Here is a 23,787-nt window from a genome sequence, read left to right on the forward strand (position 1 = left end):
GCACGGATGCCGTACGGCAGGGGCGCGCGAGCCGCGGTCGGCGGCGCGCGGCGATGTGCGGGGGGGCGCCGCTCAGCGGTGCGCGACGGCCCCGGCGTCCGCGCCGGTCAGCTCCCGCACGGCCAGGACCTCCATGCGCCCCGGGGTGCCGAGGACGGAGCCGCAGCTCTCGGGGCGGGGCGGCAGCGAGGCGCCCTGGGCGACCGCGACGCGCCAGGCGCGGCCGTCGGCGTGGGCTACGGTCACCTCCCAGCCGGGGGCCCGGCCGTCGGTGTGGACGACGGTCAGCGCGCCGGCGGCCTCCTCGCCGGTGGCCGCGCGCACCGCCAGCTCCGCGGCCTGGGCGGGCCGCTCCCAGGCGGAGTTGCCGCGGCACCCCTCGACGACGACCCGTCCGTGCCGTACGGCTTCGAGGACCTCCTTGACGGTGTGGGCCTCGGCACGGCCGTACGCGTAGCCGAAGGGCAGCACCAGCAGCGTGGGCGAGAAGCGGTGGCCGCCGAGGTGGGTGACCTCCCAGGCGCCCGCCACGTCGCTGGCCGCCAGTTCGGCGGCGAGGGGGCGGCCGAGCAGCGCGCAGCAGCGGTCGCGCCTGCCGTTGGTGCAGACGAGCGCGAGGGGGTCGCCGGTGTGGGGCCGCCCGTCGAGGCAGGCGTCGAAGGCGCCGCTGTCGCCCCGGCCGAGCGCGGCGAGGTCGAGGTCGAGCAGCCGTGCCGGATCGCGGGTCGTGGCGGTGTGCAGCCAGGTGCGGCCCGGAGTCGTGTGGGCCGCGTACACCCGGCGCTCGGCCGCCGTGCGGCGGTCGGCGTGGCGGCCGGGGCGGCGGATCAGCGCGACGCGGACGCCGGTGCCCTTCGCCGCGGCCTCCAGCGCGCGGCCCACCGCCGGGTCGAGGTGGCTGGAGGTGAGGGCCTTGGCACCCCACGGGCCGGGCTGCTCCAGCAGCAGCCAGGTCCTCGCCGTGGCCGCCGTTCCGGCCAGGGGCTCGTCCAGGTCCCGGGAGACCGTCGCGCACGCACTCACATAGGTGAGCCTAACCTGACTCTCGTCGAACGGCCGACGGATCCGGCGTGGCGTCGCGCGGGAGACGGAGAGGGGCCCGGACCCGCCGTCGCGCGAGCGTCCGTGACGGGGTCCCGGCCCGGTCTCGGGAGGAGGTGTCCCGGGGGCACGGGGACCGTGCGTCTTCAGGGCTCGTCTCCCGGGGTGGCGGCGAGCCCCGAAGGCCCCAGCAGGGGCGGACGCGGCGTACTTCTCAGGCGTCGGGGATATCCGCTTTGGCGCGTACCAGGGTTTCGCGTGTGATGACCACGATGCGTTCGTAATCGGCGCGGGCGGCGTCGGGAGGCAGTTCGCCTTCGAGTTTTTCCGTGGCTTCCGTGCCGATGACGGCGAAATTGCCGTCGCTCAATTCGAAGATGTCCGGGCACGTCTGCCCCGAGCCGCTGCCGCGTTCCCGGGGGGAGGCGCCTACTCGACGCACGATCTTCAAGTCCGTTCCTAGCCTGAGTGGAGGGACGGGCCGACGGATGCGCCGGACGCTGCGCTGGCTGATGACCTCTCGTTGCGTCCGGTGAAGCTCATGAGGTGGGCCCACGGATGCTCATGAGTGGGCCATGCGTCCTTGTGAGGACAACAGCCCTACGCAGTGAATGCCTTGCCCCGTCCCACACTTGATGTTTGGCGGGATGGGCCGAGGGGTAGCAGAGTACTCCCCCTGCGAGGCTCGCGCCGCCCCCGGCGGGTGATGTCGGCGCCAATCGGTCACAAGGTCACTCGCCCGGGGGCTCTCCGACCACCCACCACTCGTCGTCGCCGTCGTCGTCCTGGCCCAGGCTGCTCATGTCCTGGACCAGGGCGTCCATCATCCTGCCCAGTTCCGCCTCTTCGGAGGAGTCCGGAAGGCTTTCACGGTGGTGCCTGGTGGCCGCCCAGTATTCGCGGAATATCTTGTTCCGGCAGATGACCCTGAGATGGCCGTACAGCTCCGTGAGGCTGAATGCGCCTATTCTGTGGAAATACAGCGCGTTGACGTAGAGGATGTTCGCAAAAAGATATTGACGTTGCCTCTCGGGCGCGATGTCGGACTCGTACGTGTCGAGGACGGCGGCCAGGGCCGGGTCGTCCATCGCCTTGCAGAGGAGATCGAAGTGCAGGCGGTGCTGTTCCGTGAGCGCGGCGCGCCTGCGGTGGCGCGAGGTGCGCTCCGTGACGGCGCCGGCGGTGGACGCAAGACGGGACTTCGCGGCCGAAAGCCCCCGTGTCCACAGTTTCTGTGTGGCCATGTCAACCCCCGAGTCAGGCGACCGTCGCCGGTCGTCGGTGCGGGTCGACAGGGAGCGGACCGGCGAGCGGTGGGCGGCGCGCTTGCCGTCTCCCAGAGTGCCGAGCGGCTCTGATCGGCGGGGAGGCGTTGAGGCGGGCGCACGGAGGGATGCGCGGGTCACGCGTCCCGGCGCCATGCCGGATGTGTGCCCCACGGGCGCCGCCAACAACCGTTCGCTCCGAGGTGTTTCGAACGGCTCGTATCCTGGCCGACGTCCAGTCCTCGCAGGCGAGCCGGTACGCGAGCCGGACGCGTGCGGGGGGCCGGTCCGCGAACCGGCGCACGCATCGGTGTGAAAGAGGTCGCGCGTTGAGTCAGGCGAGCCCCCAGCAGATCCCGGTCATCGTCCTCGCCGGTTTCCTCGGCTCCGGCAAGACGACCCTGCTGAACCACCTCCTCCACAGCAGCGGCGGCAGCCGCCTCGGAGCGATCGTCAACGACTTCGGGGCCATCGAGATCGACGCCATGGCGGTGGCCGGGGCGCTCGGCGACTCCACGGTCTCGCTCGGCAACGGCTGCCTGTGCTGCGCCGTCGACGTCAGCGAACTGGACGGCTACCTCGACCGCCTCACCCGCCCCTCCGCCCGCATCGACGTCGTCGTCATCGAGGCCAGCGGTCTGGCCGAGCCGCAGGAGCTCGTGCGGATGGTGCTCGCCAGCGAGAACCCGCGCGTCGTCTACGGCGGCCTGGTCGAGGTCGTGGACGCCGCCGAGTTCGACGCCACCCGCGCCAGGCACCCCGAGATCGACCGGCACCTGGCCCTCGCCGACCTCGTCGTCCTGAACAAGACCGACCGCGTCGCGGACGGCGGGCGCGTCCACGGGACCGTCGCCGGCCTCGCCGGGCGCGCCGCCGTGGTCCCGGCCTCCTACGGGCGCGTCGACCCGGAGTTCCTCTTCGACTGCCGGCCCACGCAGGAGCGGATCGGGCAGCTGTCCTTCTTCGACGACCTCCACGCGCACGGCGAGAACCCCGGCGGGCACGCCGGGCACCTCCACAGCGCGTACGAGTCCGTCGACTTCACCTCCGACGTGCCCCTCGCGCCGCGTCCGCTGATGGACTTCCTCGACAGTCGGCCCGAGGGCCTGTACCGCATCAAGGGCCACGTCGACTTCGGCGTCGCGGACCCGTGCAACGCGTACGGCGTGCACGCGGTGGGACGGTTCCTGCGCTTCTACCCGCGGCCCTGGGAGCCCGGCGAGGACCGCCGCACCCAGCTCGTCCTGATCGGGTCGGGCGTCGACGCCGCCGCCCTCCGCGCGGGGCTCGAGGGGTGCCGGGACGCCGCCCTGGCCGCCGACCCGCGGTCCGGTGCCGACGCCGCGCACGCCGACGCCCCGCCGGCCGGTGAGCACGGCATGTGGGGCGTCCTGCGGTACGTCCGGGACCGGGAGCCCGAGCGGGGCGGCCCGGACGTCTCCGGCGAAGGCCCCGGTGCGGAACCGGACCCCGACGAGGAGCCCGCAGCGGACCGCGGGCTCCACGAGGAGGCGGAGCCCGCGGTCCGCCACGGCGCGTCCTAGGACGGGCCTACGCCGGGCCCGCCACCGCCGCGACCTTCTTCGGGAGCGGCACGCCCGAGCCGTCGCGGCGCGGGTCCGGCTCCGGCAGCTCGGCCGGCGCGCCGTTCTTCTGCGCGGCACGGGCCGGGGCCGGGCCCGCCCAGGCCAGCGACAGGCAGTCCTCGCCCTTCAGGAACCGCTGGACGCGGACGCCGCCCGTCGCGCGGCCCTTGCGCGGGTACTGGTCGAACGGGGTGAGCTTGGCCGTCGTCTGGACCGAGTCGTCGAGCGTGCCGCGCGAGCCCGCCACCGTGAACACCACCGCGTCCGCCGCCGGGTCGACCGCCGTGAAGGAGATCACCTTGGCGCCGTCGGCCAGCTTGATGCCCGCCATGCCGCCCGCGGCCCGGCCCTGCGGGCGCACCTGGGAGGCCTGGTAGCGCAGCAGCTGGGCGTCGTCCGTGATGAAGACCAGGTCCTCCTCGCCCGTGCGCAGCTCGGCCGCGCCGACGATCCGGTCGCCCTCCTTGAGGGTGATGACCTCCAGCTCCTCCTTGTTGGCCGGGTAGTCCGGCACCACGCGCTTGACGACGCCCTGCTCCGTACCGATCGCCAGGCCCGGGGAGGACTCGTCGAGCGTCGTCAGGCAGACGATGCGCTCGCCGTCCTCCAGGGTGAAGAACTCGGCGATCGGGGCGCCGCCCGAGAGGTTGGGCGCGGCGGCCGTCTCGGGCAGCTGCGGGAGGTCGATGACGTTGAGCCGGAGCAGCCGGCCGGACGACGTGACCGCGCCGATCTCGCCCTGGGCGGTCGCGGGGACGGCGGACACGATCAGGTCGTGCTTGACGCGCTTGCCGTCGCCCTGCGCGAAGGGCTCGCCGTTGGCCGTACGGGCGAGCAGGCCAGTGGAGGAGAGCAGCACCCGGCACGGGTCGTCGGCCACCTGCAGCGGCACCGTGACCGCCGGGGCGCCGGAGGACTCCTGGAGCACCGTGCGCCGCGGCGTGCCGAACTTCTTGGCGACCGCGGCCAGCTCGGCCGAGACCAGCTTGCGCAGCTCGGCGTCCGACTCCAGGATGCGGGTCAGCTCGTCGATCTCGCTGTTGAGCCGGTCGCGCTCGGACTCCAGCTCGATCCGGTCGAACCTGGTCAGCCGGCGCAGCGGCGTGTCCAGGATGTACTGCGTCTGGACCTCCGACAGGGAGAAGTGCTCCATCAGGCGCTCCTTGGCCTGCGCGGAGTTGTCGCTGGAGCGGATCAGGCGGATGACCTCGTCGATGTCCAGCAGGGCCACCAGCAGGCCCTCGACCAGGTGCAGCCGGTCGCGCTTCTTGCCGCGGCGGAACTCGCTGCGCCGCCGCACGACCTCGAAGCGGTGGTCGAGGTAGACCTCGAGCAGCTCCTTGAGGCCCAGGGTGAGGGGCTGGCCGTCGACCAGGGCGACGTTGTTGATGCCGAAGGACTCCTCCATCGGCGTCAGCTTGTAGAGCTGCTCCAGGACCGCCTCCGGCACGAAGCCGTTCTTGATCTCGATGACCAGGCGCAGGCCGTGCTCGCGGTCGGTGAGGTCCTTGACGTCGGCGATGCCCTGCAGCTTCTTCGAGCCGACCAGGTCCTTGATCTTGCTGACGACCTTCTCCGGGCCGACCGCGAAGGGCAGCTCCGTGACGACCAGGCCCTTGCGGCGCGCCGTCACGTTCTCCACGGACACCGTGGCGCGGATCTTGAAGGTGCCGCGGCCCTTCTCGTACGCGTCCCGGATGCCGGACAGGCCGACGATCTGCCCGCCCGTCGGCAGGTCGGGACCCGGGACGTGCTTCATCAGCGTCTCCAGGTCCGCGCCCGGGTACCGGATGAGGTGGCGGGCGGCGGCGATCACCTCGCCGAGGTTGTGCGGCGGCATGTTCGTGGCCATGCCGACGGCGATGCCCGACGCGCCGTTGACCAGCAGGTTCGGGAAGGCGGCCGGCAGGGTCACCGGCTCCTGCTCCTGGCCGTCGTAGTTCGGGGCGAAGTCGACGGTGTCCTCGTCGATGGACTCGGTCATCAGCGACGTGGCGTCGGCCATGCGGGCCTCGGTGTACCGCATGGCGGCCGGCGGGTCGTCGTTGCCCAGCGAGCCGAAGTTCCCGTGGCCGTCGACCAGGGGCACGCGCATCGAGAAGGGCTGCGCGAGGCGGACCAGGGCGTCGTAGATCGAGGCGTCGCCGTGGGGGTGGAGCTTGCCCATGACCTCGCCGACGACGCGGGCGCACTTGACGTAGCCGCGCTCGGGGCGCAGGCCCATCTCGTTCATCTGGTAGACGATGCGGCGGTGCACCGGCTTGAGGCCGTCGCGGGCGTCGGGCAGGGCGCGGGAGTAGATGACGGAGTAGGCGTACTCCAGGAAGGAGCCCTGCATCTCGTCGACGACGTCGATGTCGAGGATCTTCTCCTCGTACGCGTCGTCGGGCGGCGGGGTCTTCGTGCTGCGGCGGGCCATCGCTGCGCGGCTCCTTCACCAACATGAACGGGAACTGTCGCGGACCATTGTGGACCGCTCCACTGACATCACGGACCGCGACCCGTGTCCACCACCCGGCGTCGCGGCCCTCCTGCGCACCGTGACCGGATCCGGCCGCCGCCGCGCGCCGTGGGTGATTCTCGCTCTCGGCGTATGCGGTGCGGGAACTTCGCCAGGCGTCCGCGCGCTTGCATACAGTGGCAGAACCGGCGGGAATGCAGCAGTTCTCCGCGAAGTATCCGCGATCGAAGGGACGTACATGCCCATGGGTCACACGGCCACAGCCGAGGCAGGCTCCGGCGGCCTGACAGCGACCGAGCACCGCCTGGCCAACGGCCTGCGCGTGGTGCTCTCCGAGGACCACCTGACCCCGGTCGCGGCGGTGTGCCTCTGGTACGACGTCGGCTCCCGTCACGAGGTCGAGGGGCGCACGGGCCTGGCCCACCTCTTCGAGCACCTGATGTTCCAGGGGTCGAAGCAGGTGCACGGCAACGGCCACTTCGAGCTGGTGCAGGGGGCCGGCGGCTCCCTGAACGGCACGACCAGCTTCGAGCGCACCAACTACTTCGAGACCATGCCCGCCCACCAGCTGGAGCTCGCCCTCTGGCTGGAGGCCGACCGCATGGGCTCCCTCCTCACCGCGCTCGACGAGGAGTCCATGGAGAACCAGCGGGACGTCGTCAAGAACGAGCGCCGCCAGCGCTACGACAACGTCCCCTACGGGACGGCCTTCGAGCGGCTGACCGCGATGGCCTACCCGGAGGGCCACCCGTACCACCACACCCCGATCGGTTCCATGGCGGACCTGGACGCGGCCACCCTGGAGGACGCGCGGAACTTCTTCCGCACCTACTACGCGCCCAACAACGCCGTGCTCTCGGTCGTCGGCGACATCGACCCCGGGCAGACGCTCGCCTGGATCGAGAAGTACTTCGGCTCCATCCCCGGGCACGACGGCAAGCCCGCGCCGCGCGACGGCTCCCTGCCGGAGACCATCGGCGGGCAGCTGCGCGAGGTCGTCGAGGAGGAGGTCCCGGCGCGCGCCCTGATGGCCGCCTACCGGCTCCCCGAGGACGGCACCCGCGCGGCCGACGCCGCCGACCTGGCGCTGACGATCCTGGGCGGCGGCGAGTCCTCCCGCCTGTACAACCGCCTCGTGCGCCGGGACCGCACCGCCGTCGCGGCCGGCTTCGGCCTGCTGCGGCTGGCCGGGGCGCCCTCTCTGGGCTGGCTGGACGTGAAGACCTCCGGCGACGTCGAGGTGCCCGTGATCGAGGCGGCCGTGGACGAGGAGCTCGCCCGGTTCGCCGCGGAGGGCCCCACGGCCGAGGAGATGGAGCGCGCCCAGGCCCAGCTGGAGCGCGAGTGGCTGGACCGGCTCGGCACGGTCGCGGGCCGCGCCGACGAACTGTGCCGGTACGCCGTCCTGTTCGGCGACCCGCAGCTCGCCCTGACCGCCGTGCAGCGCGTGCTGGACGTCACGGCGGAGGAGGTCCAGGAGGTCGCCGCGGCCCGCCTGCGCCCCGACAACCGCGCGGTGCTCGTGTACGAACCCCTGGCAGGCACAGCGGGCACGGCGGGCGAGGCCGCCGAAGACACCGAAGCCGTTGCGGACACCGACGAGGAGGCGGCGAAGTGACCGAGCTCGCCCCGATGGACTTCCACCCGCGGCCCCGGGCGGGCGAGGCGCGCCCCTGGGCGTTCCCGGCCCCCGAGCGCGGCACGCTCGGCAACGGCCTGACGGTGCTGCGCTGCCACCGCCCCGGCCAGCAGGTCGTCGCCGTCGAGGTGGTGCTCGACGCGCCGCTGGACGCCGAGCCCGCCGGCCTCGACGGCGTCGCCACGATCATGGCCCGCGCCTTCTCGGAGGGCACCGACAAGCACTCCGCCGAGGAGTTCGCCGCCGAGCTGGAGCGCTCCGGCGCCACGCTCGACGCGCACGCCGACCACCCGGGCGTGCGGCTCTCCCTGGAGGTGCCCGCCTCCCGGCTGCAGAAGGGCCTCGGGCTGCTCGCCGACGCGCTGCGGGCGCCGGCCTTCGCGGACGGCGAGATCGAGCGCCTGGTGCGCAACCGCCTCGACGAGATCCCGCACGAGACCGCCAACCCCGCACGCCGCGCCGCCAAGGAGCTCTCCCGGCAGCTGTTCCCGGCGGACTCGCGCATGTCCCGGCCGCGCCAGGGCACCGAGGAGACCGTCGCCGGCATCGACTCGGCGGCCGTGCGGGCCTTCTACGAGAAGCACGTGCGGCCCGCCACGGCCACCGCCGTGGTCGTCGGCGACCTCACCGGGATCGACCTCGACGCGCTCCTCGCGGACACGCTGGGCGCCTGGACCGGCTCGGCCGCCGAGCCGCGCCCCGTGCCGCCGGTGACCGCGGACGACACCGGCCGCGTGGTGATCGTCGACCGCCCCGGGGCCGTCCAGACGCAGCTGCTCATCGGCCGCGTGGGCCCGGACCGGCACGACCGGGTGTGGCCCGCCCAGGTGCTCGGCACGTACAGCCTCGGCGGCACCCTCACCTCCCGCCTGGACCGCGTCCTGCGCGAGGAGAAGGGCTACACCTACGGCGTGCGGGCCTTCGCCCAGGTGCTGCGCTCCGCCCCGGACGGCACGGGCGCCGCGATGCTCGCCATCAGCGGCTCCGTGGACACCCCGAACACCGGCCCCGCGCTGCAGGACCTGTGGACGGTGCTGCGCACCCTCGCGGAGGGCGGCCTGACCGACGCCGAGCGCGACGTCGCCGTGCAGAACCTGGTCGGCGTGGCCCCGCTCAAGTACGAGACGGCGGCCGCCGTGGCGAGCACGCTCGCCGACCAGGTCGAGCAGCACCTGCCCGACGACTACCAGGCCACGCTGTACCGGCAGCTCGCCGCGACGGGCACGGTGGAGGCCACCGCCGCCGTCGTGAACGCCTTCCCGGTGGACCGCCTGGTGACCGTCCTGGTGGGCGACGCCGCGCAGATCGCGGAGCCCGTCCGGGCCCTCGGGATCGGCGAGGTGAGCGTGGTGGCCGCCGAGTAGGGCGGTCCGGAACGAGCGGGCCCCGGTGGCCGAAAACCCACCGGGGCCCGCTTTCGTCCGTATTGAGGGCAAGAGTGGCTGTCTGCCCTGTGGCGTACGCTACAAATCCGATGATCCGTTTGTTGATCTTATGAAGCCCCGTTTAGCGTCGGTCCGGCTGTTCGTCAGGCAGTGCGCCGCGCCCGCGGCACCGGACAGTCATCGCCGAGTCCCCGTACGGCGCGAGCCAGGGGAGCCGGGGACCCACAGTCCCTTGGGGTGAATCGGCCGCCTTCACGCCGTGGAGGAGGCCGTAGGAGACCTTCCTGCTCCGAACCCGTCAGCTAACCCGGTAGGCGAGAGGGAAGGAAAGGACCAGCCCTTTCATGGCGTTCACCCGTGCCACCGGGAAGCATCGTCGTCCGAGCAGGATCAGCCGCGCGACCACCAGGACCGCGGGCGTGGCGGCGCTCACCACCACCGGTGTCATCGGAACCCTGGCCGCCCCGGCGCTCGCCGCGGAGACGGCCGTCGAGCAGAGTGGCCTGACCAAGGCCGTCACCATCGGCGACGCGGTCGCCGAGCAGGTCGACGCGCAGGCCGCCGCCCAGGCGCAGGCCGCGGCGGAGGCCGCCGCGGAGAAGGCGGCCGCCGAGCGTGCCGCCCGCGAGCGCGCCGAGGAGAAGGCCAAGGAGGAGCGCGAGGCCAAGGAGCGCGCCGCCCGCGAGGCCGAGCGCAAGCGCCTGATGTCCTACGTCGCCCCGATCTCCGGCTCGTACGTCTCCACGGGCTACCGGACCGGCGGCTCCGTGTGGTCCTCCGGCACCCACACCGGCGTCGACTTCCACGCCGCCTCCGGGACCTCCGTCCACGCCGTCGGCTCCGGCACCGTCGTCGAGGCCGGCTGGGGCGGCGCCTACGGCAACAACATCGTCATCAAGATGAACGACGGCACGTACACCCAGTACGGCCACCTGTCGTCCATCGGCGTCTCCGTCGGCCAGCAGGTCACCCCGGGCCAGCGGATCGGGCTCTCCGGGTCCACCGGCAACTCCACCGGGCCGCACCTCCACTTCGAGGCCCGCACCTCCGCGGAGTACGGCTCGGACATCGACCCGGTCGCCTACCTCCGCTCGCACGGCGTCAAGATCTGACGACCGACCCCCGCACCGCCCACGAGGGCCCCGGCTGACCGAGCCGGGGCCCTCGTGCTGTCGCCGCCGCCGGGGGAGCGGTCCCGCCGGAGCGCACGCCGCCCACCGGTCCCGGCCGTTCCCTGTTCCGCTGTCCAAAAAATATCCATGGATTCCGGTGTGCCATCGGAAATTCCGGCCGTCTGCAATAGAGTCGCTGAACAAGCGTCAATCGACCGCGTTTCGCGGGTATTAAGCGGAGGTCCGGCCATGCGCATTCCGGCACACTCGGTATGCACGGCGATCCGTGACGACATCGTCGCGGGTGTCTACGAGCGCGGCAGCCGGCTCACCGAGGAACTGCTCGCCCGCCGCTACGGCGTCTCGCGCGTCCCGGTGCGCGAGGCGCTGCGCACGCTGGAGGCCGAGGGCTTCGTGGTCACCCGGCGGCACGCGGGCGCGTGCGTCGCGGAGCCCACCGAGCAGGAGGCCGCCGACCTGCTGGAGATGCGGATGCTGCTGGAGCCCCTGGGTGCGGCGCGCGCCGCCCAGCGCCGCACCGAGGCCCATCTGAAGGTCCTGCGCGGCCTGGTCAGACTCGGCCAGGAGCGCGCCAGGCGCGGCAACAGCGAGGATCTGCGCTCGCTGGGCTCCTGGTTCCACGAGACGCTCGCCCAGGCCTCCGGCAGCCCGGCCCTGACCTCGACGCTCGCCCAGCTGCGGCACAAGATCGCCTGGATGTACGCGGTGGAGGCGCCCGCCGACCCGGTGGAGTCCTGGGCCGAGCACGGCGGCATCGTCGACGCGGTCGCCCGCGGGGACGGCGAGCGGGCCCGGGCGGTCACCGCGCTGCACACCGAGCGCTGCACCGCCGCGCACCGGCTGCGCTTCCCGGACCGCGCGGAGCGCGTGAGGACTTCGCAACACGCCGTAAACACGGCGGGCCCGCGTCATTAACAAAAGGGCCGTATACAAAGAGGTAATTCGGCGGGGCGTATTTATGCTGCCCTCTTTTTCATGCGTTCTCCGGGGTCCGGAATTTTGTCGGTCCGCCATTTCCGGCCGAGCCGGGAACGCGGGGCGGGCGGCCCGCGAATTGACGCGCGAACGTGCCGCGAAAACATGCGCGAACACCCCTGCCGGACGGCATCGGCGCCCGCTGCACGGGCGGCGGACGCCCGCAAGGCGCCCCCCGATGCCCGCCCCCGCCCGTGCGTGCGGGCGCGGCCCATACGGCGGAAACGGCGGAGCCGCGTCGCCCCGCCGGGGGTGACGCGGCTCCGCCGCACGGTGTCCGAGGGGTCAGACCGTCTCGGGCAGCTCCTCCAGGCCCTCGGAGACCAGCTTGGCCAGGCGGTCGAGCGCGGCGTCGGCGCCCTCGGCGTCGGAGGCCAGGACGACCTCCTCGCCGCCCTGGGCGCCCAGGCCGAGCACGGCGAGCATGGAGGCGGCGTTGACGGGCTTGCCGTCCGCCTTGGCGATCGTCACGGGGACGCCCGCGGCCGTGGCGGCACGGACGAAGAGGGAGGCGGGGCGGGCGTGGAGGCCCTCGGCCCAGCCGACGTTGACGCGGCGCTCAGCCATGTGATGCTGCCCTTCAGGTGTTCCGGGTTGTCTAGACCAGTCTTCCACATCGCGGCGCGGGCGCGGGAGGACGTACGGGCCCGGCGCGGGCCCGCGCACCGCCGCCGGTTCCCCGGCCTGCCCCGTACCCCGCCCGGACGCGAGCCGTACTCTTGGCCCCATGCAGATCCCGTCGGACCGGCACACCTACCCCGCGCACTGGGAGGCCGACGTGGTGCTGCGCGACGGCGGCACCGCGCGCGTCAGACCCATCACGACCGAGGACGCCGACCGGCTGGTCAGCTTCTACGAGCAGGTGTCGGACGAGTCGAAGTACTACCGCTTCTTCGCGCCGTACCCGCGCCTGTCCGCCAAGGACGTCCACCGCTTCACGCACCACGACTTCGTGGACCGGGTGGGACTCGCGGCCACGGTGGGCGGCGAGTTCATCGCCACCGTACGCTACGACCGCATCGACGCCCGCGGCCTGCCGGCCTCCGCGCCCGCCGACGAGGCCGAGGTCGCCTTCCTGGTCCAGGACGCGCACCAGGGACGCGGGGTCGCCTCGGCCCTCCTGGAGCACATCGCGGCCGTCGCCCGGGAGCGCGGCATCCGCCGCTTCGCCGCCGAGGTGCTGCCCGCCAACACCAAGATGATCAAGGTGTTCACGGACGCCGGGTACACGCAGCAGCGCAGCTTCGAGGACGGCGTCGTCCGCCTGGAGTTCGATCTGGAGCCCACCGACCGGTCGCTCGCCGTGCAGCGCGGCCGCGAGCAGCGCGCCGAGGCCCGGTCCGTGGCGCGGCTGCTGCGGCCCGGCTCGGTCGCGGTCGTCGGCGCGGGCCGCGCCCCCGGCGGCGTCGGGCGCAGCGTCCTGGCCAACCTGCGCGAGGGCGGCTTCACCGGCCGCCTGTACGCGGTGAACAGGGCGGCCGACGGGACCGAGGTGGACGGCGTGCCCGTCCACCGCTCCGTGCGCGACATCCCCGAGCCCGTCGACCTCGCCGTCGTCGCCGTGCCCGCGCCGGCCGTCCCCGAGGTCGTCGCGGAGTGCGGCGAGCGCGGCGTGCAGGGACTCGTCGTGGTCTCCGCCGGGTACGCCGAGAGCGGCCCCGAGGGGCGCGAGCGCCAGCGCGAGCTGGTGCGGCAGGCCCGCTCGTACGGCATGCGGATCATCGGGCCCAACGCCTTCGGCGTCATCAACACCGCGCCCGGTGTGCGGCTCAACGCCTCGCTCGCCCCCGAGATGCCCCGCACCGGCCGGATCGGCCTGTTCGCGCAGTCCGGCGCCATCGGCATCGCCCTGCTCTCCCGGCTGCACCGGCGCGGCGGCGGCGTCACCGGCGTGACCGGCGTGTCCACCTTCCTCTCCTCCGGCAACCGCGCCGACGTCTCCGGCAACGACGTCCTGCAGTACTGGTACGACGACCCCGACACCGACGTCGCGCTGATGTACCTGGAGACCATCGGCAACCCGCGCAAGTTCACGCGCCTGGCCCGGCGCACGGCGGCGGTCAAGCCGGTGGTCGTGGTCCAGGGCGCGCGGCACGGGGGAGCGGCGCCCCAGGGCCACCGCGTACGCACCACACGGCTGCCGCACGCGACCGTCTCGGCGCTGCTGCGGCAGGCCGGCGTGATCCGCGTCGACACCATCACCGAGCTGGTCGACGCGGGCCTGCTGCTGGCCCGCCAGCCGCTGCCCGCCGGACCGCGCGTGGCGATCCTCGGCAACTCCGAGTCGCTGGGCCTGCTGACGTACGACGCCTGCCTCGCCGAGGGGCTGCGCCCGCTGCCGCCGCTGGACCTCACCACGGCGGCGTCCGCGGAGGACTTCCACCTCGCCCTGTCCCGCGCCCTGGCCGACGACGCCTGCGACGCCGTCGTGGTCACCGCCATCCCGGCGGTGGGGGAGACCTCCGCCGCCGACGCGGCCCTGGCCGAGGCCCTGCGCTCGGCGTCCGCGGCGGCCCCCGCCAAACCGGTCCTCGTGGTCCACGTCGAGCTGGGCGGGCTCGCCGAGGCGCTGTCCGCGGCCGCGAGCACCGCGCCCCAGGCCGCCGGGCCGCCGACGGCCGCCGTTGAGCAGCCGCCCGTCGTGCCCGAGGCGCCGCTCGCCGCCGACCGGCGGCTCATTCCCGCCTACCCGGCCGCCGAACGGGCCGTGAGGGCGCTCGCCGAGGCGGTCCAGTACGCCCAGTGGCGACGTGACGCCGCCGAGCCCGGCCGGGTGCCCGAGTACGACGACATCGACGAGAGGGGCGCCGCCGGGCAGATCCGCGCCCTCCTGGGCGAGGGCGCCACGGTCGGCCTCACCCTCACCGCCGACGACACCGCCGCCCTGCTCGCCCGGTACGGCGTCCACGTCCGGCCCGCCCTGCCCGCGCCCACCCCCGACGAGGCCGTGGCCGCGGCGGGGAGCCTGGGCTACCCGGTGGCCCTCAAGACCACCGCCCCGCACCTGCGCCACCGCGCCGACCTCGGCGGCGTCCGTCTGGAGCTCGGCGACGAGGAGCAGCTGCGCCGGGCCTACGCCGAACTGACCGGCCTCTTCGGCGAGCCCGAGGAGCTGCGCCTCGTGGTGCAGGCGATGGCCCCGCGCGGCGTCGACACGGTGGTGCGCGCGGTCGTCGAGCCGGCCGTCGGCGCCGTGCTCTCCTTCGGCCTGGCCGGGGCACCGTCGGAGCTGCTCGGGGACACCGGCCACCGGCTGATCCCGGTCACCGACCGCGACGCCTCCTCCCTGATCCGCTCCATCCGCACCGCGCCGCTGCTGTTCGGCTGGCGCGGCTCGGCGCCCGCGGACACGGCGGCCCTGGAGGAGCTGATGCTGCGCCTGTCGCGCCTCGTGGACGACCATCCCGAGGTCGTCTCCGTGACGCTGGAGCCCGTCGTCGTGGCGCCGCGCGGCCTGAGCGTGCTCGGCGCCTCCGTACGGCTCGCCCCGCCGCCCGCCCGCGACGACCTCGGACCGCGCACCCTGCCCGGCTACTGAGGCCGGGGCATCGCACCGCCCGCGCCGGAGCACCGGCGCGGGCCGGAACGATCGCCGCCGTGAGCGGTGCCCCCGCAGTCGGCGCACCCCCGTAGGATGGAGCGCATGGCCAAGACCAGTACGACGACCCAGGGGCTGCGGGCGGCGATCGAGCGCAGCGGCTACTACCCGGCTCTCGTGGCCGAGGCGGTGGAGGCCGCCGTCGGCGGCGAGACCATCCGGTCGTACCTGGTCCACCAGGAGACGACGTTCGACGCCAACGAGGTCCGGCGGCACGTGACCGTACTGGTCCTCACCGGCACCCGGTTCATCGTCAGCCACACCGACGAGCAGGCGGCGGACAGCACCTCCCCGACGCCGTACGCGACGACGTCCACGGAGTCCGTGAAGCTCGGCCGGATCTCGTCGGTCGTGCTCAGCCGCGTCGTCGCCAACCCCGAGAAGTACGTGCCCGGCACCCCGCCCCGCGAGGTCGTGCTGACCATCGGCTGGGGCGCCGTCTCCCGCATCGACCTGGAGCCCGCCGCCTGCGGCGACCCCAACTGCGAGGCGGACCACGGCTACACGGGCAACTCCACGGCCGACGACCTCAGCCTGCGCGTCAGCGAGGCCGGCGACGGCCCGGACGCCGTGCGCCAGACCCTCGCCTTCGCGCAGTGCCTCTCCGAGGCGACCGCGGACACCGCGCGCTGATGTCCGACGCGTCCTACTCCGCCCCCGACCAGGGGCGCTACGCACCCGCCGCGCCCGCTCCCGCCTGGGGCCACCCGGAGCCGCTCGCCCTCGGCTCCGCGCCCGTGCCCGAGTACGGCTCCGGTTCGCTCGCCGACCTGCTGCCCACCCTCGCGGCCGGCCTGGGCGTGCCCGGACTCGAACCCACCCTCACGGAGCTGGAGCCCGCCGACCGCGTCTGCGTCTTCCTGATCGACGGCCTCGGCTGGGAGCAGCTGCGGAGCCACCCCGAGGACGCGCCGTTCATGACGTCGCTGCTCGGTTCCTCGCGCGGCGGCACCGGCCGGCCGATCACCGCGGGCTATCCCGCGACCACCGCGACCTCCCTGGCCTCCGTCGGCACGGGCCTGCCGCCCGGCGCGCACGGCCTGCCCGGCTACACGGTGCGCGATCCCGGGACCGGCGAGCTGATGAACCAGCTGCGCTGGACCCCCTGGACGCCGCCGCACGCCTGGCAGCCGTACCCCACGGTCTTCCGGCGCGCCCACGAGGCCGGCGTGCACACCGCGCAGGTCTCGGCCCCCTCCTTCGAGACCACCCCGCTGACACAGGTCGCGCTGAGCGGCGGTACCTTCCACGGCCGCCTGTCCGGCGAGGACCGCATGGACCTCGCCGCCGAGCAGCTGGCCGCGGGCGACCGCGCGCTGGTCTACACGTACTACTCCGAGGTCGACGGCAAGGGCCACCGCTTCGGCGTCGACTCCGACCCCTGGCGCGGCCAGCTCGCCTACGCCGACCGCCTCGTCCAGCGCCTCGCGGAGCAGCTGCCGCCGCGCACGGCCCTGTACGTCACCGCCGACCACGGCATGATCGACATCCCGTTCACCGAACAGCACCGCATCGACTTCGACGAGGACTGGGAGCTGCGCGCGGGCGTCGCCCTGCTCGGCGGCGAGGGCCGCGCCCGGCACGTCTACGCGGTCCCGGGTGCCGCCGGCGACGTCCTGGCCGTCTGGCGCGAGGTGCTGGGGGAGCAGTTCTGGGTGGCCTCGCGGGACGAGGCGATCGCGGCCGGCTGGTTCGGCCCGCACGTCGACGAGCGGGTGTACGCCCGCCTCGGCGACGTGATCGCGGCCGCCCACGACGACGTACTGATCGTCGCCTCCGAGCGGGAGCCGAAGGAGTCGGCCATGGTCGGCAACCACGGCTCGATGACCCCGGCGGAACAGCTCGTCCCGCTGCTGCAAGTACGCTCCTGAAGCCCCCGATCCCCCGAAAGGTCCTCAACCCCCCATGCCCGAGCTGGTGTTCTTCTCAGGAACCATGGACTGCGGGAAGTCGACGCTGGCCCTGCAGATCGAGCACAACCGCTCGGCGCGGGGGCTCCAGGGCATGATCTTCACCCGCGACGACCGGGCCGGCCAGGGCAAGCTCTCCTCGCGCCTGGGCCTGGTCACGGACGCCGTGGAGGTGGCGGACGACCTGGACGTGTACGCGTACCTCGTCGACCACCTCTCGCGGGGCTCCCGCGCGGACTACGTGATAGCCGACGAGGCGCAGTTCCTGGCGCCCGAGCAGATCGACCAGCTGGCCCGCGTGGTCGACGACCTGGGCATCGACGTCTACGCCTTCGGCATCACCACGGACTTCCGCTCCAAGCTCTTCCCCGGCTCGCAGCGCCTGGTCGAGCTGGCCGACCGCGTCGAGGTCCTGCAGGTGGAGGCCCTGTGCTGGTGCGGCGCCCGCGCCACGCACAACGCCCGCACGATAGGCGGCGCGATGGTCGTGGAGGGCGCCCAGGTGGTGGTCGGCGACGTCACCCACTCCCCGGACGAGGTCGCCTACGAGGTCCTGTGCCGCCGCCACCACCGCCGCCGCATGACGGCGGCCACGGCGCGGGCGGGCGCGCTGTCACCGGACGTCCTGCCGGTGGACACGCCCGCCGAGCCCGTGCGCGGCTGACGGCGCCGGACGGTCAGAGGCCCGCGTCCACCAGGCCGAACAGCGCGCCCTCCGGGTCCGTCGCCGCCGCGGCCCGTCCCAGCGGGGTGTCGTGCGGCCGCCGGGCGACACGGCCGCCGAGGGCGGTCAGCCGCTCCGCCGCCGCGTCCACGTCGGGCACCGCGAAGTACGTGATCCAGTGCGAGCCCCGGTCGCGCGGCAGGACCCTGCCCATGCCGCGGATCTCGGCGACCGGACGCCCGTCCAGCAGCAGGGAGACGCAGTCGAAGTCGGCCGACACGTGCGGCCGCTGCTCGTAGCCGAACACCGAGCGGTAGAACCGCGCGACGACCGCCGCGTCCCGCGTGATCAGCTCGTGCCGGGCGGGGGCGCCCGGCACGCCGGCGGCCCCCTCGCGCAGCGGGCCCGTCGCCTGCCAGAGGCCGAAGACGGCACCCGAGGGGTCCACGGCGACCGCCATCCGCCCGGCGTCGGCGGCGTCCAGCGGTCCCACCCCGACCGTGCCGCCGCAGGAGCGCACCGCGGCCGCCGTCAGGTCGACGTCGTCCGAGGCCAGGTACGGCGTCCACGCCACGGGAAGGCGCCGGCCGGGCGGCAGCTGCCCGATGTCCGCCACCTCGCGGCCGTCGAGCATCGCCCGCACGTACGGGCCCGGTTGCCGGGGGCCGGGCCGGAACTCCCAGCCGAACAGGGCCCCGTAGAACTCCTGGGTCGCGGCCAGGCCGTGCACCATCAGGCTCACCCGGCACGGTGCGCCGGGCGCGTGCCGGCCGTACCCGGTGCCGTTCGGACCGGTCAACTCCGGTGCCTCGGTCATCGTCACCCTCTTCTCGGCCCCTCATGGCGCCGTGTCACTACCGCTTCCCCGTGCGCGCCCGTTCACGCGTCCGCGCTCCGCCCGGGTGCGCATGGTCGCACCACCGGGGCCGCAGGACGCCTCGGCCACGCCGTCGCCGCTCCGCGCACGGCGGGAGGGCGTCCGCCCTGCCGGCCCGCGGCCGCGTCCGGGCGGCCCTCCGGAGACGCCCGCCACCTCGCACCCTGCGTGTCCGCGCCGGTACGCCGGGTGGCCGGGACGATCCGGCGGAGCAGAGTAGCCGGACCCGGCGGCCGGGGCCAGTCCGTGCGCGAGGATGGGTCCATGAATCCTCTCGTCTCCGCGTCCCGACTGGCCCACGACCTCGCGGGACCGACCCCGCCGACGGTGCTCGACGTCCGCTGGCAGCTGGGCGGCCCGAACCTGCGCTCCGCGTACGAGGAGGCCCACATCCCAGGGGCCGTCTATGTGGACCTGGACACCGAACTCGCTGGTCCGGCGGGGTCCGGGGGCCGGCATCCGCTGCCCGACCCGGAGGCGTTCGGGGCGTCGATGCGGGCGGCCGGCGTCCGCGCGGACCGCTCCGTCGTCGTCTACGACGGCGGGCTCGGCTGGGCCGCCGCACGCGCGTGGTGGCTGTTGCGCTGGACGGGTCACCCCCAGGTGCGCGTCCTTGACGGCGGGCTCGCCGCCTGGGACGGACCGCTGGAGTCCGGACCGGCCGCCCCCGCACCCGGCGACTTCGAGCCGAAGCCCGGCGGACTGCCGGTGCTCGACGCGGACGCGGCCGCGGCGCTGGCCCGCGGCGGCCTGCTCCTCGACGCCCGCGCGGCCGAGCGCTACCGCGGCGACGTGGAGCCGATCGACCGGGTGGGCGGCCACATCCCGGGCGCGGTCTCGGCCCCGACGACGGAGAACGTCACGGAGTCCGGCTTCTTCCGCCCCGCGTCCGAACTGGCCGCCCGCTTCGGCTCATTGGGCGCGTCGGCCGGCACGGAGGTCGGCGTCTACTGCGGCTCCGGCGTCTCCGGCGCCCATGAGGTCCTCGCCCTGGAGATCGCGGGCATCCCGGCCGCGCTGTACGCGGGCTCGTGGTCGGAGTGGTCCTCGGACAAGACCCGTCCGGTGGCCACGGGCCCCGCCCCGCAGTAGGCCCGTACGCGGGACCGCCGGACGCGCCCGGCGCCGGCGAAGGGCCGCCCCGGACGCCGGAGAGGGGCCGCACCGTACGGTGCGGCCCCTCTCCGGCGGGATACCGGGATCCTTGGGCGGACCCGGTCCTCTCAGTCCTGCTTCTTGCGCCGGGTGCCGAAGACGATCTCGTCCCAGCTGGGCACCGCGGCCCTGCGGCCTGGGCGGACGCCGTCCGCCTCGGCCTGGCGGTCGGTGGCGCCGACGAGCCGGTCGCGGTGGCTGGTCACCGAGCGCGGCATCAGCACGTCCGCGTAGGCCGAGCCGGCCGAGGCCGCGGGCGCCGGCGGCTCCTCCGCCTCGGGCTCGTCCGCAGGTTCGTCCGGGTCCTCCGCGGGTCGCTCCGGCACCACCAGATCGCCGCGGAAGCTGGGCACCGCCTCCAGGAGACTGGTCAGCGAGTCGCGCTCGCCGGCGCTCTCCTCGGCGGGCTCCGGCGCGGGCGCCGGCACGACGGGACGTTCCGCCTGGCGGTCCCGGGGGAGCCGGGCGATGCGCGGCACGAACGGGAAGCTGGGCTCCGGCGCGGCGAGGTCGTCGGACTCGCCGATCAGCGAGCGCGCCTCGTCGTCGACGGCCTGCACGAGCCGCCGGGGCGGGTCGTAGGTCCAGGTGGCCGCGTGGGGTTCGCCGGCCACGCGGTAGACCAGCACGACCTCCCAGGTGCCGTCGTCGCGGCGCCAGGAGTCCCACTGCACGGTGTCCTTCTCGGCGCCGCGCAGCAGCAGCCGCTCCTGGACGGCCTCGCCGAGCTGGGGCCCGGCGTTCTCACCGGGGCGGCGGACCGGGGTCTTGCGGGCCCGCTCGGCCATGAACGCGCGCTCGGCGAGCACGGGCCCCTCGAAGCGGCGGACGCGGTCGACGGGGATGCCGGCGAGCTGGGCGACCTCTTCGGCGGAGGCACCGGCACGTATGCGCGCCTGGATGTCGCGGGGGCGGAGGTGGCTCTCCACCTCGATCTCGATCTGCCCGAGCCGGGGACGGTCGCCCCGCACGGCGGCACGGAGCCGCTCGTCGATCGGAAGCGTGTACTCCGTGCTGTCCGCAGCCTTGAGCACCAGCCGTGTGCCGTCGTTAGAGACGGCCACGACACGCAGTTCGGGCATGGGGACCTCCCGGGTGGTGCCTGCCGACGTCACGTGCGTCGCTGCTTCCGCTAGTCGAGTGTGGCCTGCCCGGGTGCAGCCTGCCACAACCTTGCCGAGTTGCCCGGCGTGTCGGGCACGGGCCCAAGATCGCCGTTATGGCACGGTTACCTGTTTGCAACGCTAAGTGACGAATCTGGTCACCCTGTGCAACGATCCCCCTCCCGGCGGCCCTGGATGGTCCCGAACGCCCTGGCGGGTGTCCGGTCCCAGGGCTCGCAACAGTACTCCATTCGGGCCATGTACGTGGATCGGCGCGCCGCCCGACTTTTCGTGCGGGGCGACGGCCGTCCGTCCGTGGCGGCGTCCGCGCTCCGCGCGCGTGACGTGCTTCACGGGATCGCCCGAAGTGGAGTGGATCGTTTCGCCTATATGTCCCTTGTTCGACGAGTGCTGCTTATGCGGCTTTACGGGTGGTCCGGTATCCGGACGTGGGTACGAAGCGTGACTAGGCCCCCAGGACGCGGCGCAAGTAGGGGTTGCCGAAGCGCCGCTCGGGGTCGAGCCGGTCCCGCAGGGCCGTGAACTCCCCGAAGCGCGGGTACAGGGCGGCGAGGTCCTCCGCGGTGCGGGTGTGCAGCTTGCCCCAGTGCGGCCGCCCCCCGTGCGCGATGAAGATCCGCTCGGCGGCGGTGAAGTAGGCCCGGTACGGCGTGCCGGTGAACATGTGGACGGCGACGTACGCGCTGTCCCGCCCGGACGCGGTGGACAGCGCGATGTCGTCCGCGGGCGCGGTGCGCACCTCGACCGGGAGGCCCACGCGCAGCGGGGAGCGGTCCACCATGCGCTTGAGCTCACGCACCGTGTCCACCAGGGCCGCGCGCGGAACGGCGTACTCCATCTCCACGAAGCGCACCCGGCGCGGGGAGGTGAAGACCTTGTAGGGGATGTCGGTGTACGTCCGCGCCGACAGGGCCCTGCTGCAGATCCGGGCGATCCCCGGGACCGTGGCGGGCACCGCCCGGCCCACCGCGCCGGCCACCTGGAGCGCGCCGTTGGAGAGGAACTCGTCGTCGAGGAAGCCGCGCAGGCGGCCGACCGGCCGTGCGGGGCCCGCGCTGCGGTTGTTGCGCTTGGTGTTGCAGTTGCCGGTGTGCGGGAACCAGTAGAACTCGAAGTGCTCGTTCTCGGCGTGGAGGGCGTCGAAGTCCGCCAGGACCCGGTCGAGGCGCATCGGCTCCTCGCGGGCGGTGAGCAGGAAGAGCGGCTCCACGGCGAACGTGATCGCGGTGACGACGCCCAGGGCGCCGAGGCCGATCCGGGCCGCCGCGAAGACGTCGGGGCACTCCGTCGCGGAGCAGGTGAGCACCGAGCCGTCGGCCGTCACCAGTTCGAGGCCCGTGATCTGCGCGGCGATCGAGCCCGAGTCGCGGCCCGTGCCGTGCGTCCCCGTGCTGGTCGCCCCGGAGACCGTCTGCTCCATGATGTCGCCCATGTTCGTGAGCGACAGGCCCTCGCGGGCCAGCGCCGCGTTCAGGCGCTTGAGCGGGGTCCCGGCCTCCACGGTGACGGTGCCCGCCGCGCGGTCGATCCGGCGGATCCCGGTGAGCAGGTCCGGGCGGATCAGCAGGCCGTCGGTCGCGGCGGCGGCCGTGAAGGAGTGCCCGGAGCCGACGGCCTTCACCCGCAGGCCGTCCTCGGCGGCCGCGCGCACGGCGGCGGCCAGTTCGTCGACGGAGGCGGGGGCGGCCACGCGCGCGGGCCGCGCGGCGACGGTCCCCGACCAGTTACGCCACGTGCCGCTGTTCCCGCTCGACGTGCTCCTCATCGGTCCCCTCCCGCTGCGGAGCCGGCCTGCTCAGCCGGCGGTGGCCCAGAAGCCCGATCACGACCGCGACGGCCCCGGCCACCGCGGGGACCCCGTACCCGGCGTCCGCCCCGGCGGCGTCGATCACCCAGCCGGCCACGGAGGAGCCGAGCGCGACCCCGACCGCGAGCCCGGTGCTCACCCAGGTCATGCCCTCGGTCAGTTTCGCGCGTGGTACGTGCTGTTCGACAAGGGCCATGGTCGTGATCATCGTCGGCGCGATGGACAGGCCCGCCACGAACAGCGCCACGGCCAGAAACGGAAGGTTCCCGACCAGTAGGAGGGGGATCATACTCACGGCCATGGCGCACACGCCCAGTCCCCAGCGCCGGGCGGGCGGTCCAGTGAGGCGAAGCAGGCCGAAAACCGCCCCCGCGACGCAGGATCCGGCCGCGTAGACGGCCAGAACCAGACTCGCCGCGCCCTTGTGGCCCTGCTCCTCGGCGAAGGCCACCGTGACCACGTCGACGGCCCCGAAGATCGTTCCGGTCGCCACGAAGGTGGCCACCAGCACCTGGAGGCCGGGGGAGCGCAGGGCGGAGCCGCCCGTGTGGTGCTCGCGGGGGTGCGGCTCGGGCTCGGTGGCGCGCTGGGCCGTCAGCCAGAAGACGCCGGCCGCCAGGAAGCACGCGGCGAGCAGCGGCCCCGCCTCCGGGAACCATGCCGTGGACAGCCCGATGGAGATGATCGGCCCGAGGATGAAGCAGACCTCGTCGATCACGGACTCGAAGGCGTACGCGGTGTGCAGCCGCGGCGAGCCCCGGTAGAGCTTGCCCCAGCGGGCCCGCGTCATGGAGCCGATGCTCGGCGTGCAGCCGATCCCGGCGCAGCAGAGGAACAGCACCGGATCCGGCCAGCCGAGGCGCACGGCGAGCAGCAGCGCGGCCGCGGCGGTCAGCGACAGGAGCGTCGCGGGCCGCAGCACCCGCCGCTGACCGTGGCGGTCCACCAGGCGCGAGACCTGCGGACCGAGCGCGGCGGCGGACAGCGCGATCGTCGCCGACAGCGCGCCCGCGAGCCCGTACCGGCCCGTGACCTGGGAGATCATTGTCACGACGCCGATGCCCATCATGGACAGCGGCATCCGGCCGAGGAGACCCGCGGCGGAGAAGGCCGCAGCGCCGGGAGCGGTGAACAGGGCGCGGTAAGGGCTGGGCACGGGGTCTCTCG

19 protein-coding genes and 1 riboswitch are annotated in these 23,787 nt (G+C 74.0%); of the genes, 10 read left to right on the forward strand and 9 right to left on the reverse strand.

Annotation, left to right across the window (positions count from 1 at the left end):
- Positions 1-72: 72 nt before the first annotated feature.
- From IE271_RS12895 to IE271_RS12905, 3 genes are all read right to left on the reverse strand, one after another.
- Complete coding sequence (locus IE271_RS12895) at positions 73-1,023, reverse strand: ferredoxin family protein (RefSeq protein ID WP_190190403.1); 951 nt, start codon at positions 1,021-1,023, stop codon at positions 73-75.
- Between the two features lie 232 nt (positions 1,024-1,255).
- On the reverse strand, positions 1,256-1,492 hold the full coding sequence (locus IE271_RS12900; protein WP_190190404.1) for a hypothetical protein: 237 nt from the start codon (positions 1,490-1,492) through the stop codon (positions 1,256-1,258).
- A 280-nt stretch (positions 1,493-1,772) separates the two neighbouring features.
- Positions 1,773-2,285: a DUF6082 family protein gene (locus IE271_RS12905; RefSeq protein ID WP_190190405.1), complete on the reverse strand. Its 513-nt coding sequence runs from the start codon at positions 2,283-2,285 to the stop codon at positions 1,773-1,775.
- A gap of 350 nt (positions 2,286-2,635) precedes the next feature.
- On the opposite strand from IE271_RS12905, the gene IE271_RS12910 reads away from it, so the two are divergent.
- The gene (locus IE271_RS12910) at positions 2,636-3,850 is read left to right on the forward strand and encodes a CobW family GTP-binding protein (protein WP_190190406.1); all 1,215 of its coding nucleotides are present in this window, start codon (positions 2,636-2,638) and stop codon (positions 3,848-3,850) included.
- A 7-nt stretch (positions 3,851-3,857) separates the two neighbouring features.
- On the opposite strand, the gene IE271_RS12915 is transcribed toward IE271_RS12910, so the two are convergent.
- Complete coding sequence (locus IE271_RS12915; RefSeq protein ID WP_190190407.1) at positions 3,858-6,311, reverse strand: DNA gyrase/topoisomerase IV subunit A; 2,454 nt, start codon at positions 6,309-6,311, stop codon at positions 3,858-3,860.
- Positions 6,312-6,597: 286 nt separating this feature from the next.
- On the opposite strand from IE271_RS12915, the gene IE271_RS12920 reads away from it, so the two are divergent.
- The 4 genes from IE271_RS12920 (at position 6,598) to IE271_RS12935 (ending at position 11,425) form a co-directional block, all read left to right on the forward strand.
- A complete protein-coding gene (locus IE271_RS12920; RefSeq protein ID WP_190190461.1) occupies positions 6,598-7,971 on the forward strand; it encodes a M16 family metallopeptidase in 1,374 nt (457 codons plus the stop codon).
- Positions 7,968-9,356, forward strand: coding sequence for a M16 family metallopeptidase (locus IE271_RS12925; RefSeq protein WP_190190408.1), 1,389 nt, complete (start codon positions 7,968-7,970; stop codon positions 9,354-9,356). Before IE271_RS12920 ends, IE271_RS12925 begins: the two co-directional genes overlap by 4 nt.
- 192 nt (positions 9,357-9,548) lie before the next feature.
- Positions 9,549-9,709, forward strand: a riboswitch (cyclic di-AMP (ydaO/yuaA leader).
- 12 nt (positions 9,710-9,721) lie between these two features.
- Positions 9,722-10,489: a M23 family metallopeptidase gene (locus tag IE271_RS12930; protein WP_190190409.1), complete on the forward strand. Its 768-nt coding sequence runs from the start codon at positions 9,722-9,724 to the stop codon at positions 10,487-10,489.
- Between the two features lie 249 nt (positions 10,490-10,738).
- Complete coding sequence (locus tag IE271_RS12935; protein ID WP_190190410.1) at positions 10,739-11,425, forward strand: GntR family transcriptional regulator; 687 nt, start codon at positions 10,739-10,741, stop codon at positions 11,423-11,425.
- 345 nt (positions 11,426-11,770) lie between these two features.
- Here the strand turns inward: IE271_RS12935 and IE271_RS12940 are convergent, their stop codons facing one another.
- Positions 11,771-12,052 carry an HPr family phosphocarrier protein gene (locus tag IE271_RS12940; protein WP_190190411.1) on the reverse strand — a complete coding sequence of 94 codons (282 nt, stop codon included), beginning with the start codon at positions 12,050-12,052 and terminating at the stop codon, positions 11,771-11,773.
- Positions 12,053-12,212: 160 nt separating this feature from the next.
- Between IE271_RS12940 and IE271_RS12945 the strand changes: the two genes are divergently transcribed.
- The 4 genes from IE271_RS12945 to IE271_RS12960 all read left to right on the forward strand — a co-directional run bounded on the left by IE271_RS12945 (position 12,213) and on the right by IE271_RS12960 (position 17,657).
- Positions 12,213-15,023 carry a bifunctional acetate--CoA ligase family protein/GNAT family N-acetyltransferase gene (locus IE271_RS12945; RefSeq protein WP_190190412.1) on the forward strand — a complete coding sequence of 937 codons (2,811 nt, stop codon included), beginning with the start codon at positions 12,213-12,215 and terminating at the stop codon, positions 15,021-15,023.
- 105 nt (positions 15,024-15,128) lie between these two features.
- The gene (locus tag IE271_RS12950) at positions 15,129-15,716 is read left to right on the forward strand and encodes a DUF5998 family protein (protein WP_190190413.1); all 588 of its coding nucleotides are present in this window, start codon (positions 15,129-15,131) and stop codon (positions 15,714-15,716) included.
- Positions 15,716-16,954, forward strand: coding sequence for an alkaline phosphatase family protein (locus tag IE271_RS12955; protein ID WP_190190414.1), 1,239 nt, complete (start codon positions 15,716-15,718; stop codon positions 16,952-16,954). Before IE271_RS12950 ends, IE271_RS12955 begins: the two co-directional genes overlap by 1 nt.
- A 34-nt stretch (positions 16,955-16,988) precedes the next feature.
- Complete coding sequence (locus tag IE271_RS12960; protein ID WP_190190415.1) at positions 16,989-17,657, forward strand: thymidine kinase; 669 nt, start codon at positions 16,989-16,991, stop codon at positions 17,655-17,657.
- Between the two features lie 13 nt (positions 17,658-17,670).
- Here IE271_RS12960 and IE271_RS12965 read toward each other — a convergent pair whose 3' ends face one another.
- Positions 17,671-18,474 carry a VOC family protein gene (locus tag IE271_RS12965; RefSeq protein ID WP_190190416.1) on the reverse strand — a complete coding sequence of 268 codons (804 nt, stop codon included), beginning with the start codon at positions 18,472-18,474 and terminating at the stop codon, positions 17,671-17,673.
- Between the two features lie 324 nt (positions 18,475-18,798).
- Between IE271_RS12965 and IE271_RS12970 the strand changes: the two genes are divergently transcribed.
- Positions 18,799-19,626: a sulfurtransferase gene (locus IE271_RS12970; RefSeq protein ID WP_190190417.1), complete on the forward strand. Its 828-nt coding sequence runs from the start codon at positions 18,799-18,801 to the stop codon at positions 19,624-19,626.
- Positions 19,627-19,757: 131 nt separating this feature from the next.
- On the opposite strand, the gene sepH is transcribed toward IE271_RS12970, so the two are convergent.
- The 3 genes from sepH to IE271_RS12985 form a co-directional block, all read right to left on the reverse strand.
- Entirely contained in the window at positions 19,758-20,771 is a 1,014-nt protein-coding gene (gene sepH, locus IE271_RS12975; RefSeq protein ID WP_190190418.1) for a septation protein SepH, read from the reverse strand.
- 487 nt (positions 20,772-21,258) lie between these two features.
- Positions 21,259-22,578 carry a D-arabinono-1,4-lactone oxidase gene (locus IE271_RS12980; RefSeq protein WP_190190419.1) on the reverse strand — a complete coding sequence of 440 codons (1,320 nt, stop codon included), beginning with the start codon at positions 22,576-22,578 and terminating at the stop codon, positions 21,259-21,261.
- The gene (locus tag IE271_RS12985) at positions 22,538-23,776 is read right to left on the reverse strand and encodes an MFS transporter (protein WP_190190420.1); all 1,239 of its coding nucleotides are present in this window, start codon (positions 23,774-23,776) and stop codon (positions 22,538-22,540) included. The genes IE271_RS12980 and IE271_RS12985 overlap by 41 nt, the downstream gene beginning before the upstream one ends.
- Positions 23,777-23,787 lie beyond the last annotated feature (11 nt).

Origin of the sequence: Streptomyces minutiscleroticus (genome assembly GCF_014650875.1) — a bacterium.
Classification (GTDB): Bacteria; Actinomycetota; Actinomycetes; order Streptomycetales; family Streptomycetaceae; genus Streptomyces; species Streptomyces minutiscleroticus.